This window comes from Streptomyces cinnabarinus (assembly GCF_027270315.1).
Classification (GTDB): Bacteria; Actinomycetota; Actinomycetes; order Streptomycetales; family Streptomycetaceae; genus Streptomyces; species Streptomyces cinnabarinus.
In genome coordinates this window covers 6258863-6273964 of sequence record NZ_CP114413.1, presented here as the reverse complement: position 1 = coordinate 6273964, position 15102 = coordinate 6258863, and the positions used below count along the sequence as shown (strand labels likewise).

10 protein-coding genes are annotated in these 15102 nt (G+C 70.7%); 2 read left to right on the top strand and 8 right to left on the bottom strand.

Features of this window, described 5'->3' with window-relative positions; all coding sequences use genetic code 11:
- Positions 1–35: 35 nt before the first annotated feature.
- A complete protein-coding gene (locus STRCI_RS28530; RefSeq protein WP_269661831.1) occupies positions 36–3038 on the bottom strand; it encodes a glycoside hydrolase family 3 protein in 3003 nt (1000 codons plus the stop codon).
- A 128-nt stretch (positions 3039–3166) separates the two neighbouring features.
- Here STRCI_RS28530 and STRCI_RS28525 point away from each other — a divergent pair, with 128 nt between their 5' ends.
- The gene (locus STRCI_RS28525) at positions 3167–5032 is read left to right on the top strand and encodes a lectin (RefSeq protein ID WP_269661830.1); all 1866 of its coding nucleotides are present in this window, start codon (positions 3167–3169) and stop codon (positions 5030–5032) included.
- A gap of 3 nt (positions 5033–5035) precedes the next feature.
- Here the strand turns inward: STRCI_RS28525 and cimA are convergent, their stop codons facing one another.
- From cimA to ureA, 6 genes are all read right to left on the bottom strand, one after another.
- The gene (gene cimA, locus STRCI_RS28520) at positions 5036–6643 is read right to left on the bottom strand and encodes a citramalate synthase (protein WP_269661829.1); all 1608 of its coding nucleotides are present in this window, start codon (positions 6641–6643) and stop codon (positions 5036–5038) included.
- Between the two features lie 330 nt (positions 6644–6973).
- The gene (locus STRCI_RS28515; protein ID WP_269661828.1) at positions 6974–8218 is read right to left on the bottom strand and encodes a TolB family protein; all 1245 of its coding nucleotides are present in this window, start codon (positions 8216–8218) and stop codon (positions 6974–6976) included.
- Positions 8219–8352: 134 nt separating this feature from the next.
- The gene (locus STRCI_RS28510; RefSeq protein ID WP_269661827.1) at positions 8353–8952 is read right to left on the bottom strand and encodes a TetR/AcrR family transcriptional regulator; all 600 of its coding nucleotides are present in this window, start codon (positions 8950–8952) and stop codon (positions 8353–8355) included.
- A gap of 10 nt (positions 8953–8962) precedes the next feature.
- A complete protein-coding gene (locus STRCI_RS28505; protein ID WP_269661826.1) occupies positions 8963–9979 on the bottom strand; it encodes an agmatine deiminase family protein in 1017 nt (338 codons plus the stop codon).
- Between the two features lie 9 nt (positions 9980–9988).
- Entirely contained in the window at positions 9989–11698 is a 1710-nt protein-coding gene (locus STRCI_RS28500) for an urease subunit alpha (protein ID WP_269661825.1), read from the bottom strand.
- Positions 11695–12390 (bottom strand): urease subunit gamma, encoded by a 696-nt coding sequence (gene ureA, locus STRCI_RS28495; RefSeq protein ID WP_269661824.1) that lies wholly within the window; start codon positions 12388–12390, stop codon positions 11695–11697. Before ureA ends, STRCI_RS28500 begins: the two co-directional genes overlap by 4 nt.
- 127 nt (positions 12391–12517) lie before the next feature.
- On the opposite strand from ureA, the gene STRCI_RS28490 reads away from it, so the two are divergent.
- Complete coding sequence (locus tag STRCI_RS28490; protein WP_269661823.1) at positions 12518–13954, top strand: cytosine permease; 1437 nt, start codon at positions 12518–12520, stop codon at positions 13952–13954.
- Here STRCI_RS28490 and STRCI_RS28485 read toward each other — a convergent pair.
- Complete coding sequence (locus STRCI_RS28485) at positions 13951–15039, bottom strand: branched-chain amino acid aminotransferase (protein WP_269661822.1); 1089 nt, start codon at positions 15037–15039, stop codon at positions 13951–13953. The genes STRCI_RS28490 and STRCI_RS28485 overlap by 4 nt on opposite strands.
- Positions 15040–15102 lie beyond the last annotated feature (63 nt).

Genomic DNA, 15102 nt, shown 5'->3' with positions numbered 1-15102 from the left:
CACGATCCCGCCGGGCCCGGTGTCTCACAGCGGGCTCATCCGGCCCGGTAGGCCGCCGTCAGCCGCTCCACGGCCGCCCCGTAGCGCCCCTGCGTCAGCAGCCGGTCCGCCTCCGCGAAGGGCTTGGCCAGGGCTGGGGTGACCGCCTGCTGCTGGACGATCAGCCGCGCCTTGGTCACCAGCGCGCGGCCGGCCTCCTCCGCCCCGGCCCGCTCTGTCACCGCGGCCGCGACCCCGAGCGCCCGGAGAGTGGTGGTACCACCCTCCGGCACCATGGTCAGCGTGGTCAGACCCCAGCCGTAGGGGAACTGCGGATCGTACGAGGCGTCCCCGACGTTGATCGGCAACTGGGCCTCGGACTTCGGCCAGGTGACCGGGAGCTGCCCGGTGAACGGCCGCTTCCCGTACAGCACATCGGCGACGCCGTCGCCCTCGGTGCCCGGCAGCCAGGAGGCGACCAGCGCGTCCACCGCGCCGAGCCGTTCGGCGCCGAGGAGCTGCGGGCGTCCGGACACGGTCAGCACCGCGCACTTCATCGCCGCGCACACCTTGTCCACGGCTGCCTGGTCGGCGGCGGACAGCGCCAGGTCGTTGCCGTTGCCGACATCGCCGACGCCCTCGGCGTACGGGGTCTCGCCGACGACGACCACACCGACGTCGTGGCCGTCGGTCGGGGCGGAGGCGTCCTTGGAGTACGTCAGCCCCGGCGAGTTCTTCCGCATCGCCTCCAGGACCGTGGTGCCCTCGGTGATGTCGCCGGAGGAACCCTGCCAGGTGATGGTCCAGCCGCCGGTCTGGTTGCCCAGGTCGTCGGCGTTGGACCCGGCGACGTACACCTTCTGCGACTTCTTCAGCGGCAGCAGGTTCCGCTCGTTCTTCAGCAGCACCTGCGACTTCGCCGCCGCCTCGCGGGCCACGGCCCGGTGCTCGGCGGAACCGATCTCCGAGGCGCCGCCGGTGTCGGCGTAGGGCTTCTCGAAGAGGCCGAGCCTGAACTTCTGGGTGAGGATGCGGGACACGGCGTCGTCGATCCGCTTCCCCGTGATCCGCCCGGCCGTCGCCTCGGAGACCAGGGCGGAGTGGAACTCCTTGTAGGAATACGGCGCCATGACCATGTCGACCCCGGCGTTGACCGATGTACGGACGTCGCTCGTGTAGTCGCCCGGGATCTGGTCGATGCCGTTCCAGTCGCTGATCACGAAGCCCTCGAAGTCCATCCGGCCCTTGAGGGCGCCGTTGATCATGTCGGCGCGGGCGTGCATCTTCACCGGGCCCTGGCCGTCGCCGATCAGGTCGAGGGAGGAGTACGACGGCATGACGGTGCCGACGCCCCGGTCGACGGCCTCTTCGAACGGGGTCAGGTGCACGGCCTCCAGTTGCTGCCGGGTGACCTTGGTGACGCCCTGGTCAATGGTGTAGGTGCCGGTGGTGGAGGAGCCGTACTCGGTGCCGCCGTCGCCGACGAAGTGCTTGGCGGCGGCGAGAACCTTGTCGTCGCGGTCCAGGTCCCGTCCGTCGGCGCGACCCTGGAGGCCCTGGATCACCGTCTCCATGGACTCGACCAGCGCCGGGTCCTCGCCGAAGGCCTCGTAGGAGCGGCCCCAGCGTTCGTCGCGGGTGACGCAGAGACAGGGGGCGAAGTCCCAGGGGACGCCGGTGGCGCGGACCTCGGCGGCGGTCACCGCGCCTGTTTCGTAGGCGAGCCCGGGATCGCGGGTCGCTCCGATGCCGATGTTGTGCGGCATGATCGTGGCGCCGACCAGGTTGTTGTGGCCGTGCACCGCGTCGACGCCGTAGATCAGCGGGATCTGGAAGCGGGTCGCCTGGGTGCGGAGCTGGTAGGAGTCGATCATCTTCGCCCAGGCCTCGGCGGTGTTGGGCGTCGGGGTGGAGCCGCCGCCGGAGAGCAGCGAGCCGAGGTCGTAGGCGGCGATGTCGCCCGGCTTGCCCATGGCGCCGCGCTCGGCCTGGGTCATCTGGCCGGCCTTCTCCGCCAGGGACATCCGGCCGAGTAGATCGGCCACGCGCTTCTTCACGGGCAGCTTGCTGTTGAGATACGGCAGCCCGTGCGCGTCCACGACGATCTGCGGGGTCTCGGTGGGCGGCTTGGCGCCGGTGACGGTCAGCTTCAGCGGGACCGTCTCGGCGGACTCGGCGGCCTTGTCCTTGAGGGTGCGGACCGGGACGGCGCGGGTGGTGCCGGAGGCGGTGCCCGCGGGGAAGGTGAACTCGCCCTTGACGGGCGTGTAGTCGTCGCCCGAGGCGGTGCCGCCGGTGGTCTCGTAGGCGACGGTGACGGGCTCGTCGACGGGGGCGGAGCCGGTGGTGGCGAGGGTGACGCGCACGGTGGCGGTGCCGCCCTCGGACACCGGGTACACGGCGGCGTCGGTGGTGACGGAGGCGCGCAGGGACTGGTCGGCCCTGCCGTACAACTCGACGCCGTCCATGGCGAATGCGCCGGGCGTGCCGACGGGGAGGGTGACGGCGTAGCCCCACATCTCGGTGAGGCCGAGGATCTGGTCGATGCCGCCGACGGGCTGGTAGTCGGTGCGGTAGACGAAGTCCGTGAAGGGGATCTCGATCTGCTTCCAGCCGGTGAAGTCGTCGGTGAAGGTCGTCTGCCACAGCTCGGAGGCCTCGCCGTTGGCGCCGCCGTCCTTCAGCTCGAAGGCGATCTTCTTGCCGTTGTTCCGGCCGTCCCACCAGAAGCGGATGCCTTTGCTCGCCGACCAGTCGTGGGCCGGTCGGTCGAAGGCGAAGTCATGGGTGAAGCCGCCGTAGCCGCTGATGTCGTAGGTGCCGGAGAGGACCTTCTCGCCCTCGGGGGCGTCCTCGCGCGCGCTGAGCTGGAGGGTGGGCGGATCGTCGTCGTCGCTGCCCCAGGTGAAGATGCCCTCCGCGGGAGGACTGGCGAAGGGGACCTCGCCCTCGAAACGGTCGAGGGGGACAGGTGCGGGATCGTCCGCCGCGCGGGCCGATGTCAGCGGCACCAGTGCGGCGAGCAGAGCGGTGGAGACGAGCAGGGCGGTTCTTGGCATAGACCTTCCCTCGACTCTCATGGTTCACTCAGGACTTAGATCACGCCGTGAGTTAACTAACAACCCACATACCCGTCAAGACAGCACGTCAGACATTTACGTCAGACATTTCGGGAAGGTGAGGCACTGTGCGAAGAACCCCCCACACGGTCCGGCTGCTGCTGGCCGCACTGCTCTCCACGGCCGGCGTCACCGCGGCAACCACCCCCGCCCAGGCGGCGGGTGAGCAGGTCACCGCCTATCTCACGACCACCGACGACAGCGGCGGCCGCCATGTCACCCGGGGCCTCCAGCAGCAGGCACCGTTCAACTTCCAGGCTGGCAGCGGTGGTTCGGGCGAGAACATCACCGTCGACGAGAACACCCGCTACCAGACCTTCACCGGCGGCGGTGCCTCCTTCACCGACACCGCCGCCTGGCTGATGGACGGCAGCGGTGCGCTGTCCCAGGCCACCCGGGACGACACCATGCGCAAACTGTTCTCCCCGACGGAGGGCATCGGCCTGTCGTTCCTGCGCAATCCGATGGGCGGTTCGGACCTGGCGCGGTTCGGCTACACCTACGACGACATACCGGCCGGGCAGACCGACTCCGATCTGTCGGAGTTCTCCATCGCGCACGACCTCCAGGACGTGGTGCCGCTGACCAGGCAGGCGCGGCAGCTGAACCCGGCGCTCACGGTGATGGCCTCGCCGTGGACCGCGCCCGCCTGGATGAAGGACAGCGGACAGCTCAACGGCGGCTGGCTGAAGGCGGAGCACTACGGCGCCTACGCCTCCTACTTCGTGAAGTACGTGCAGGCGTACCAGGCCCAGGGCATCCCGATCGCGTACGTGACGGCGCAGAACGAGCCGACGTGCTGCGCGGGCTATCCGTCGATGAGCTGGAACGCCTCCGGGCTCCAGTACTTCACCAAGAGCGAGCTGCTGCCCAAGCTCCAGGCCGCCGGTCTGTCCACGAAGGTCCTCGCGCACGACTGGAACTGGTCCGACTACGACGCCTACGCGGCGCAGACCGTGAACGACGCGGCGATCCGCTCGCACCCGAACTTCGGCGGCATCGCCTGGCACGGCTACGGCGGCGACGTGGCCAAGCAGACCGCGGTGCATAACCAGTACCCGCAACTGGACGCCTTCGGCACCGAGCACTCGGGCGGCACCTGGATCGCCAACCAGCAGCGCGAGGACATGATGAACATCATCGACTACACCCGTAACTGGGCGAAGTCGGTGACCAAGTGGTCCCTCGCCGTGGACCAGAACCGGGGTCCGCACAACGGCGGTTGCGGGGTCTGCGACGGGCTGATCACCGTCCACAACGGGGACTCCCGGCACGGCCAGGTGGACTACATGATCGAGTACTACACGATGGGCCACCTCACGAAGTTCGTCCGGCCCGGCGCCCATCGCGTCGCCTCCACCGCATCGGCGTCCGTGCCGAACGTGGCCTGGCGCAACCCGGACGGCTCCAAGGCGCTGATCGCCTACAACGACGCCGCCACCGCGAAGACGGTGACCATCAACTGGGGCTCCCAGCACGCCACTTACTCGCTGCCCGGCAAGACCTCGGTCACCTTCACCTGGTCCGGCAATCAGTCCGGCGGCGGCGAGCAGTCGGGCGCCTTCGTCGGCCTCGCGGGCAAGTGCCTCGATGTGGCGGGCGGTTCGAGCGCCAACGGCACGGCGGTGCAGCTCTACGACTGCAACGGCTCCACGGCCCAGCGGTGGACCGTGGGCGCCGACGGCTCGGTGCGGGCGCTCGGCAAGTGCCTCGACGTGACGGGCGGTTCGACGGCGAACGGGGCGAAGGCCCAGTTGTACGACTGCAATGGCACGGGGGCGCAGCAGTGGTCGTACAACGCCTCGACGGGTGATGTGGTGAACCGCGCCGCGGACAAGTGTCTCGATGTCACCGACAACTCCTCGGCCAACGGCGCCCGTGCGCAGATCTGGAGCTGCACGGGCGCCGCCAACCAGAAGTGGAGGCTGGGCTGACGGTTACTGCGCCGGGCTGACTCCGGCCCGGAGCAGACCGTAGGTGTAGGCGTCCTCCAGGGCCTGCCAGGACGCGGCGATGACGTTCTCCGCGACGCCCACCGTCGACCACTCGCCCGCGCCGTCGGACGTGGAGATCAGCACGCGGGTGGTCGACTGGGTACCGTGCACGCCCTCCAGGATGCGGACCTTGTAGTCGACCAGGTCCAGCTTGGCGAGCTGGGGGTAGATCTTCTCCAGCGCCACCCGGAGGGCTCGGTCCAGGGCGTTGACCGGGCCGTTGCCCTCCGCGGTGGCGACGATGCGCTCGCCCTTGGCGAAGAGCTTGACGGTGGCCTCGTTGGCGTGGGTGCCGTCGGGGCGGTCCTCGACGATCGCCCGCCAGGACTCCACGTCGAAGTACTTCAGGGGCTTGCCGCCCTCGACCTCGGCGCGCAGCAGCAGCTCGAAGGAGGCGTCGGCGGCCTCGTAGGTGTAGCCCTTGAGCTCGCGCTCCTTGACCCGCTCCACGACCCGGCCGACCAGTTCACGGTCGCCGCCCAGATCGACGCCGAGCTCCTTGCCCTTGAGCTCCACCGAGGCGCGGCCCGCCATGTCGGAGACCAGCATCCGCATGGTGTTGCCGACCTGCTCGGGGTCGATGTGCTGGTAGAGGTCCGGGTCGACCTTGATCGCGGAGGCGTGCAGGCCCGCCTTGTGGGCGAAGGCGGAGACGCCGACGTAGGGCTGGTGGGTGGAGGGGGTGAGGTTGACGACCTCGGCGACGGCGTGGGAGATCCGGGTCATCTCCCGCAGGCGCCCCTCGGGCAGGACCTTCTTGCCGTACTTCAGCTCCAGGGCCGCGACCACCGGGAAGAGGTTGGCGTTGCCGACCCGCTCGCCGTAGCCGTTGGCCGTGCACTGGACGTGGGTCGCGCCCGCGTCCACCGCGGCGAGGGTGTTGGCGACCGCGCAGCCGGTGTCGTCCTGGGCGTGGATGCCGAGGCGGGCGCCGGTGTCCGCCAGTACCGTCCCCACCACCGCCTGGACCTGCGCCGGGAGCATGCCGCCGTTGGTGTCGCAGAGGATGACGACGTCCGCGCCGGCCTCGGACGCCGTACGGACGACGGACTTGGCGTACTCGGGGTTGGCGCGGTAGCCGTCGAAGAAGTGCTCGCAGTCGACGAAGACCCGGCGGCCCTGCTCCTTGAGGAAGGAGACGGTGTCCCGGACCATCTCCAGGTTCTCGTCCAGGGTGGTGCGCAGCGCGAGTTCCACATGCCGGTCGTGCGACTTGGCGACCAGCGTGATCACCGGGGCGCCCGAGTCCAGGAGCGCCCTCACCTGCGGATCCTCGGCGGCCTTGGCGCCGGCCCGGCGGGTGGCGCCGAAGGCGACCAGCCGGGCGTGCTTGAAGTCGATCTCCTGCTGGGCGCGGGCGAAGAACTCGGTGTCCCGCGGATTGGCGCCGGGCCAGCCGCCCTCGATGAAGCCCACGCCGAAGTCGTCCAGGTGCCGTGCGATGGCCAGCTTGTCCGCGACGGTGAGGTTGATGCCCTCACGCTGGGCGCCGTCGCGCAGGGTGGTGTCGAAGACGTGGAACGAGTCGTCGAGCTCGCTGGTTTCCGTCATGGTCTGAAGGCTCCTGATGTATGGATCTCGGTCTGTACCGGAATGACCGGCTCCACCGTCCTCCAATGATCCCTCGCGCCGCGTTCCCGGCTGTAGGTGGGCCAGAAATGCGAAAAACCCCTCGCGGGTGCGAGAGGTCTGCGCGCGGGTCGAGGACGACGGTGTCCGCCCGTACCTGGTCGTACGTGGCGGTCACTGCGGACCGGCGCGCCTGCTGCCAATAATCATGGCGAACGAGAGCACGGGGGCAGTCTGGCACAGACCGCCCCCGTGCTCACCGGTGTCTCAGTATGCGAACCTCGTCCTGGTCAGCGCAGTCCGAAGGTCTGATCAGCGCAGCCGGAACAGGAAGCCGTCCCCCACTCCGTTGGTGTCGCCGGGGACGAGTTCGGGCGAGTAGGAGTAGACGGACAGCAGCCGGTCGCCCCGGGCGAAGGCGCTGGGTGCCGCGGATCCCTCGGTCTGCGGTCCGCCCGCGAGGGTGCGGGTGACCAGTTGGGTCCGGCCGGTCCGCAGATCCCGGACATGGACGTTCTCCGCGACCACCTCGTCGCCCGACCTGGTCTCGGTGTTGTAGGCGAGCAGGCGGCCGTCGGGGCTGAGAAGTCCGGCGCCCAGCCCGCCCTTGCCCTCGTGGGTCATCCACCGCGTCTCGCCCGTGCGGCTGTCGTACAGATACAGCTCCCAGGTGTACTCCGGCGCCCCCGGGACGACGCTCTCGTCGAAGGAGGAGTACGTCACGAACCGGCCGTCCGCGGAGAGGTTCGCGCCTCCCGGGCTGCCGTTGGTGGGCTCGCCCCCGACCTGGTTCACCAGCTTCTGCTCCCCGGTGCCCAGATCCACGTGCCACAGCTCGTGCCGCCCGCCGCGCGGATGCCGCTGCACATAGGTCAGACGGCTGCCGTCGGCGCTCAGCGTGACGCTCGGGACGTACCAGTCCGACGGGATGTGGTCGCTGACGCGCTTGGCCGTACCGGTACGGCGGTCGACGACGTAGGCGACGGTCTGGTTGTTCGACGCCCCCTCCATCCGCTGCGCCGAGGCACCGAAGGCGACGTGGCGGCCGTCCGCGGACATGTCGAAGGTGTCGAACGCCCAGGCGCTGCCGCCGTCGGCGGCGACGCTGACCCGCTCGGTGCGGCCGGTGCGGCGGTCGTGGACGTAGACGTCCTCCACCCGGGCCGTGGGTGGTTCGGGCCAGTCGACGAGGTTCGTGGCGCTGGACATGAAGGCGACGTAGCGGCCGTCCGCGCTGATCTCCACCCGGTGGGAGCCCCAGCCCCCCTCGGCCTGCGTCCCGTCCGAAGCGACGTTGACCCGTTCGACGGTTCCCTTGCGCAGATCGCGGACGAAGACATCGCTGCGCCCATTGGTGTCACCCGGCACCACGCCGTCGTCCTCCGTGACGAACGCGGCATAGCGCCCGTCAGCGGTGAGCGCGGCTCCGCCCGACCCCTTCTCGATCTGCTCCCCCGTCCCCCGCAGCGTGATCCGCTCGGGCCCCGGATGCGGCGCCGGTGCCGCGGAGACGGCCGATAACGCCACCATCGCCCCCGCGAGCACGGCGACGGACACCCCACGCATGGTTCTGAGCACGACTTCCCCCGTGATGCAGTTCCCCCGGCCCTGCGCCGAGGGCTTCCATCGAGGCAAACGCACCACGCGTCACGGAGTCAATCCCCCGAATTGCGTACAACCCGGGCGTGGTCTCAGTTGTCCGCGAGCAGGCTGTCCCGGAGGAACTCCCCGACATGGCCGAGAACTTGCGCCCGGTCCGTGCCTCTGAGGCCGATCGCCACATGGATGGAGAAGCCGTCCAGGAGCGCTCTGAGGCGGGCGGCGAACCGGTCCGGGTCGACCGGCCGGAACTCCCCGCGGGAGATCCCCTCCGCGAGCAGTGCCACCAGGTCGCGGTGCCAGGCGCCCTCGATCGCGGCCTGCCGGTCGCGGGCGGCGGCGTCGGCGTTCTGCGAGTGGTTCCAGACCTCCAGCCACAGGGTCCAGTGCGGGTCGCGATGGCCGTCGGGGACATAGAGGTCGACGTAGGCATCCAGCCGTTCCCGGGCGGGCGCGGTGCGGGTGAGCAGCCGGCCGCGCTCGGCACCGAGCCGGCCCTCGCTCCACTCCAGGGTCCGCAGCAGCAACTCGTCCTTGGAGCCGAAGTAGTAGAGCAGATGCCCGCTGCTCATCCCGACCTCGCGGCCGAGCGCCGCCATGGTGAGCTTCTCCAGACCGCGCTCGGCGATCATCTCCATGGCGGCGACGAGGACGTCCTCCCGCGGCGGCGCGTTCTTCCGCGCACCGGCCATCCGACGGCTCCTAGATCTTCGGCTGCTGTTGCGTGATGCAGTGGATGCCTCCACCACCCGCGAAGATGGTACGGGCGTCCACCAGCGTCACCGTCCGCTCCGGGAACAGCCGCCGGAAGATCCCGGCCGCGATCTCGTCGCCCGGGTCGTCGAAGGCACACAGGACGACGCCGCCGTTGCAGAGGTAGTGGTTGATGTAGGAGTAGTCCACCCAGTCGCCCTCCTCGTCCTTCAGGACGGTGGGCGCGGGGATCTCGACGACCTCCAGGCGGCGGCCCTCGGCATCGGTCGCGGCGCGCAGCAGCTCGACGTACCGCTGGGAGCGGGGGTGGTCCGGGTGGGCCGGGTCGCGCTGGCTGTGCACCAGGACGGTGCCGGGGCGGGCGAAGGCCGCGACGATGTCGACGTGGCCCTGGGTGCCGTACCGGCCGTAGTCGCCGGCCAGACCGTGCGGGAGCCAGATCGCCTTGGTGGTGCCGAGCCTGGCGTGGATCTCCGCCTCGACCCGCTCGCGGGTCCAGCCGGGGTTGCGGCCGGCGCCGAGCTGGACGGTGTCGGTCAGCAGGACCGTGCCCTCGCCGTCGACATGGATCGCGCCGCCCTCGTTGACCAGCGTGGACGGCAGCACGGGCACCCGCGCCAGGTCGGCGACATGCCGGGCGATCTTTGCGTCGTGCTCCCAGCGGGCCCAGTCCTGGCCGCCCCAGCCGTTGAACACCCAGTCCACGGCGGCTAGTTCACGGCCGTCGGTGACAAAGGTGGGGCCGATGTCCCGCATCCAGGCGTCGTCGAGTTCGCGCTCCACCAACGCGACGTCCGGGCTGAGCAGTTCACGCGCCGACTCGCCCTGTCCCGGCCCGTGCACCATCGTCACCGGCTCGAACCGGCGCACGGCGCGGGCGACGGCCGCCCAGGCGGTACGGGCCTCGGCCAGCTCATCGTCGGTGGTGAAGGTGGGGTTGGGTCCCGGCCAGGCCATCCAGGTGCGTTCGTGCGGGGCCCACTCGGGGGGCATGCGGTAGGTCATGGCGAAGTCCTAGAGGAAATAGAGGCGGTTCAGGGCGACGGAGTCGGCCGGTTCCGAGCCGATCGGCTCCCCGTCCAGGGTCACCAGGCCCGTGCGCTGGTCGACGTCGACCGCTCCGGTACGGGAGTTGAGCCGCAGGTCGGCCGGTCCGATGCCGCGGGTGCCGCGCACGGCGACCCGGCGGCGCCGGGTGGGCATGGTGTCGTTGCCCTGGTCGAGGGCGGCCCGTGCGACGAACGCGACGGAGAGGTCGGCCGGGGTGGCGCCGTACGCGCCGAACTGGGGGCCCAGGACGAGCGGTTCGCAGGTGTCGGTGGCCGCGTTGGGGTCGCCGACCACGCCGTAGGCCGGGAAGCCCGCCTTCAGGACGAGCTGCGGTTTGGCGCCGAAGTACTCGGGGCGCCACAGCACGATGTCGGCCAGTTTGCCGACCTCCAGGGACCCCACCTCGTGCGAGAGCCCGTGGGCGATGGCCGGGTTGACGGTCAGCTTGGCCATGTAGCGCAGGACGCGCTCGTTGTCGTGGTCCTCCGGGGCCCCGAACTCGGCCTTCATCTTCCCGGCCATGGCGAAGGTACGGCGGACCGTCTCGCCCGCGCGTCCCATGCCCTGCGCGTCGGAGGAGGTGATGCCGATCGCGCCCAGGTCGTGCAGCACGTCCTCGGCGCCCATGGTCCCGGCGCGGATCCGGTCCCGGGCCATGGCGGCGTCGCCGGGCAGGTCCGTCTTCAGATCGTGGACGGAGACGATCATGCCGTAGTGCTCGGCGACCGCGTCCCGTCCGAAGGGCAGGGTGGGGTTGGTGGAGGAGCCGATGACGTTCGGGACTCCGGCCATCTTCAGCACGTTCGGGACGTGTCCGCCGCCGCAGCCCTCGATGTGGAAGGCGTGGATGGTGCGGCCCTCCAGGACGCGCAGGGTGTCCTCGACCGAGAGGCACTCGTTCAGTCCGTCGCTGTGCAGGGCGACCTGGACGTCGTGCTCCTCGGCGACCCGCAGCGCCGTGTCCAGCGCCCGGGTGTGGGCGCCCATGTCCTCGTGCACCTTGAACCCCGAGGCGCCGCCCTCGGCGAGGGCCTCCACCAGGGGCGCGCCGTCGGAGGACGAACCCCGGCCGAGGAAGCCGATGTTGACGGGCCAGGCGTCGAAGGCGTTGAAGGCGTGCTTCAGCGCCCAGGGCGAGTTGACCCCGACGCCCCACACCGGCCCGAACTCCTGCCCGATGACCGTGGTCACCCCGGAGGCCAGCGAGGCCTCCATGATGCGCGGCGAGAGCAGGTGCACATGGGTGTCCACGGCGCCCGCGGTGGCGATGAGCCCCTCGCCGGACACGATGGAGGTGCCGGTGCCGACCACGACGTCGACCCCGTCGAGGGTGTCCGGGTTCCCGGCCCGCCCGACCGAGCAGATGCGGCCCTCCCGGATGCCGATGGACACCTTCCGGATCCCCAGCGCGGCGTCGATCACCACGACGTTGCTGATGACGACGTCACAGGTCTCCCGCACGGCGGCGGCCTTGAGGTGCAGTCCGTCGCGGGCGGTCTTGCCGAACCCGGCGAGGAACTCGTCGCCGTAGCGCTGGGAGTCGGACTCGACGCGGACGGTCAGCCCGGAGTCACTGAGCCGGATCCGGTCCCCGGCGCGGGGGCCGTGCGTGGACGCGTATTCGTACGGGGTGAGGCGGCGGGCCTCGGCGGGGTGGCCTCCGGGGCGGCTCATCGGTCGGCCTCCTCGGTCCGGGTTCCCAGGTATCCGCAGGCGGCGGCCCGGCGCAGGGCCTCTTCCCGCGCGCCCGGCGCGTCCAGCGGCCCGTCCACGAGTCCGGCGAACCCGATCGCGATCCGGGCGCCCCCGATCGGCACCAGGCCGACCTCCAGGCTCTCCCCCGGCCCGAACCGCACCGAGGATCCGGCGGGCACGGCGAGCCGCATGCCGTAGGCGCGCTCACGGTCGAAGTCGAGGCGCGGGTTGGCCTCGAAGAAGTGGAAGTGGGAGGTGACGGAGACGGGCACGGTGGCGGTGTTGGTGACCGTCAGCCGGACGGCCGCCTCGGGCTCGGCGTGCTCGGGACCGGGCAGCAGCGCACCGGGAGCGGCGTCGCCGAGTCCGCCGCCGATGGGGTCGCTGACGACCGCGAGCCGTGAGCCGTCGTCGAAGACGGCCTCGACATGCACCTCGGTGACCACGTCGGCGACGCCCGGCAGTACGTCGTCGGGGCCGAGGACGGAGCGGGCGCGGTCGACGGCCTCGGCGAGCCGGAGCCCGTCCCGGGCGGCCTCGCACACGGTGTCCGCGATCAGCGCGGTGGCCTCCGGCACGTTGAGCCGGAGCCCTCGGGCGCGCCGCGTCCGGGCCAGTTCGGCGGCCCCGAAGAGCAGCAGCCGGTCGCGTTCGGTGGGCGTGAGCCGCATATCGATCCCTCCTTTTAGAACAGCACTCTAAATCAGCATCTCCATGAATCAAACCCTTGACGTCCATCTCCGAGTGACTCACATTGAGTGGCGTTCTAAGAACTGGGCAAGGTGAGGGAGACCGGGTATGCGGATGGAACAGCGGGGCGTCGACACCATCCCCGAAGGGGAACGCACCAGCGGACCGCGCGACCTCGTCTCGATCCTGCTGGGCTCGAACCTCTGCCTGGGCGTGATCGTCTTCGGCTGGCTGCCGCCCTCCTTCGGCCTCGGCTGGTGGGCGTCGGTCGGCTCGATCCTGGTCGGCACCGCCGTCGGCACGGCCCTCACCGCCCCGCTCGCCCTGATCTCGCTGCGCACGGCGACCAACCTCTCCACCTCCTCCGGCGCCCAGTTCGGCGTCCGCGGCCGGCTCGTCGGCTCGGTGGTCGGCCTGCTGCTGGCCCTCGGCTACACCGCGCTGACCGTGTGGATCGGCGGCGACGTGATGCTCGGCGTCCTGACCCGCCTCTTCGGCATCCCCGCGAACGATCTCTCCTACGGCGTCGTCTACGGCCTGCTCGCCGCGGCGACCGTCGCGGGCGCGGTGTACGGCTATCGCGTCCTGCTCGCCATGTCCCGGGTCCTCGCGGTCGGCATGACGGCCCTGCTGCTGCTCGGCGTGTTCGCCTACGCCCCGGACTTCACCACGTCCGCGCTGCCCGAGGCGGGCGGCTACCTCCTCGGCGGCTTCTGGCCGACCTGGCTGCTCGCCACGGTGGCCGCGGGCCTGTCGGGCCCGATCGCCTTCATCACCCTGCTCGGCGACTACACCCGCTACATCTCCCCGGCCCGCCACTCCTCCCGCCGGGTCCTGCACGCGACCTGGCTGGGCCTCGCCCTCGGCCTGCTCGTCCCCCAGCTCTTCGGCACCTTCACGGCGTACGGGGCCCGCGCGGCCCTCGACTACTCCGGACCCCTGGTGGACGCGGCGCCCACCTGGTACCTGGTGCCCCTGCTGCTCGCCGCCTCCGCGGGCTCGGTCGGCAACGCCGGTCTGATGTTGTACTCCATGGGCCTCGACCTCGACGCCATCCTGCCCCGCGCCTCCCGGACCAGGGCCACCTGCACGGTCGCCGTCGTCGCCACGGTCTGCGTCTTCGTCGGCCACTACGCCTCGACGGCCCAGGACGCGATGACGTCGTTCGTCCTGCTGCTCACGGCGATCGGCACCCCGTGGGCGGTCATCACCCTCATCGGCTTCGCCCGCTGCCGGGGCGTCTACGACCCGGAGGCCCTCCAGGTCTTCAACCGCCGCTCACGGGGCGGGATCTACTGGTACCGCGGCGGCTGGAGCATCCCGGCGACGGTGTCCTGGGCGCTCGGCGCGACGGTCGGCCTGTTGTCGGTGGCCCTGCCGTCGTACGAGGGACCGCTGCTGGGGCTGACGGGCGGGGTGGATTGCAGCTTCTTGCTGTCGGGGCTGGTGGGCGGCGTGGCGTACGCGCTGTCCACGGGCCGGGAAAACGCCAGGGCCGCCACGGACACGGAGTCCACGGCGGCCCTGGCGGACAGCGAGGTCTAGCCCAGCGGGTGCATCCAGCCGTGCTGGTCCGCTGCCGTACCGCGCTGGATGTCGAGCAGGGCCTGGCGCAGCTTCAGCGTGACCTCGCCGGGCTCGCCGCCCGACTGCTGCCACTCGGCGCCGGTGCGCTTCACGACGCCGACCGGCGTGATCACCGCGGCCGTACCGCAGGCGAAGACCTCGGTCAGGCTGCCGTTCTCGGAGTCCCGCTGCCACTGGTCGACGGAGATCCGGCCCTCCTCGGCCTCGTAGCCGAGGTCACGGGCGACGGCGAGCAGCGAGTCGCGGGTCACGCCCTCCAGGATGGAGCCGGTGAGGCTCGGGGTGACGATCTTGTCGCCGTACACGAAGTACAGGTTCATGCCGCCGAGTTCCTCGACCCACGTGCGCTCGACCGCGTCGAGGTAGCAGACCTGCTGGCAGCCCTCCGCGGCCGCCTCCGCCTGCGCGAGCAGGGACGCGGCGTAGTTGCCGCCGGTCTTGGCGTCGCCCATGCCGCCGGGCACCGCGCGGACGTGGTCCTCGGAGACCCAGATGGAGACCGGCTTCACGCCGCCCGGGAAGTAGGCGCCGGCCGGGGAGGCGATGACGAGGAAGAGGTACTCGTTGGCGGGCTTCACACCGAGGCCGACCTCGGTCGCGATCATGAACGGACGCAGGTAGAGGGACTCCTCGCCACCGTGCGCCGGAACCCAGGCCGCGTCCTGCTTGACCAGCGCGTCGCACGCCTCGATGAACGTCTCCACCGGGAGCTCGGGCATGCCGAGGCGCCGGGCGGAGGCCTGGAAGCGCTTGGCGTTCTTGTCCGGGCGGAAGGTGGCGACCGATCCGTCGGGCTGCCGGTAGGCCTTGAGGCCCTCGAAGATCTCCTGCGCGTAGTGCAGGACCATGGTGGCCGGGTCGAGGGAGAGAGGCGCGTACGGGACGAGCTGACCGTCGTGCCAGCCGCGGCCCTCGGTCCACTTGATGGTCACCATGTGGTCGGTGAAGTGGCGGCCGAACCCCGGATTGGCCAGGATCGCCGCGCGCTCTGTCTCGGCGAGCGGGCTGGCGGAAGGCTTGAGCTCGATCGTGGGCGTCGTCATGAGTTGTTGTCCTTCACCGGTTGATGTGACGGGCCGCGCTCACGCCCGTACTGCCAGTGGCCA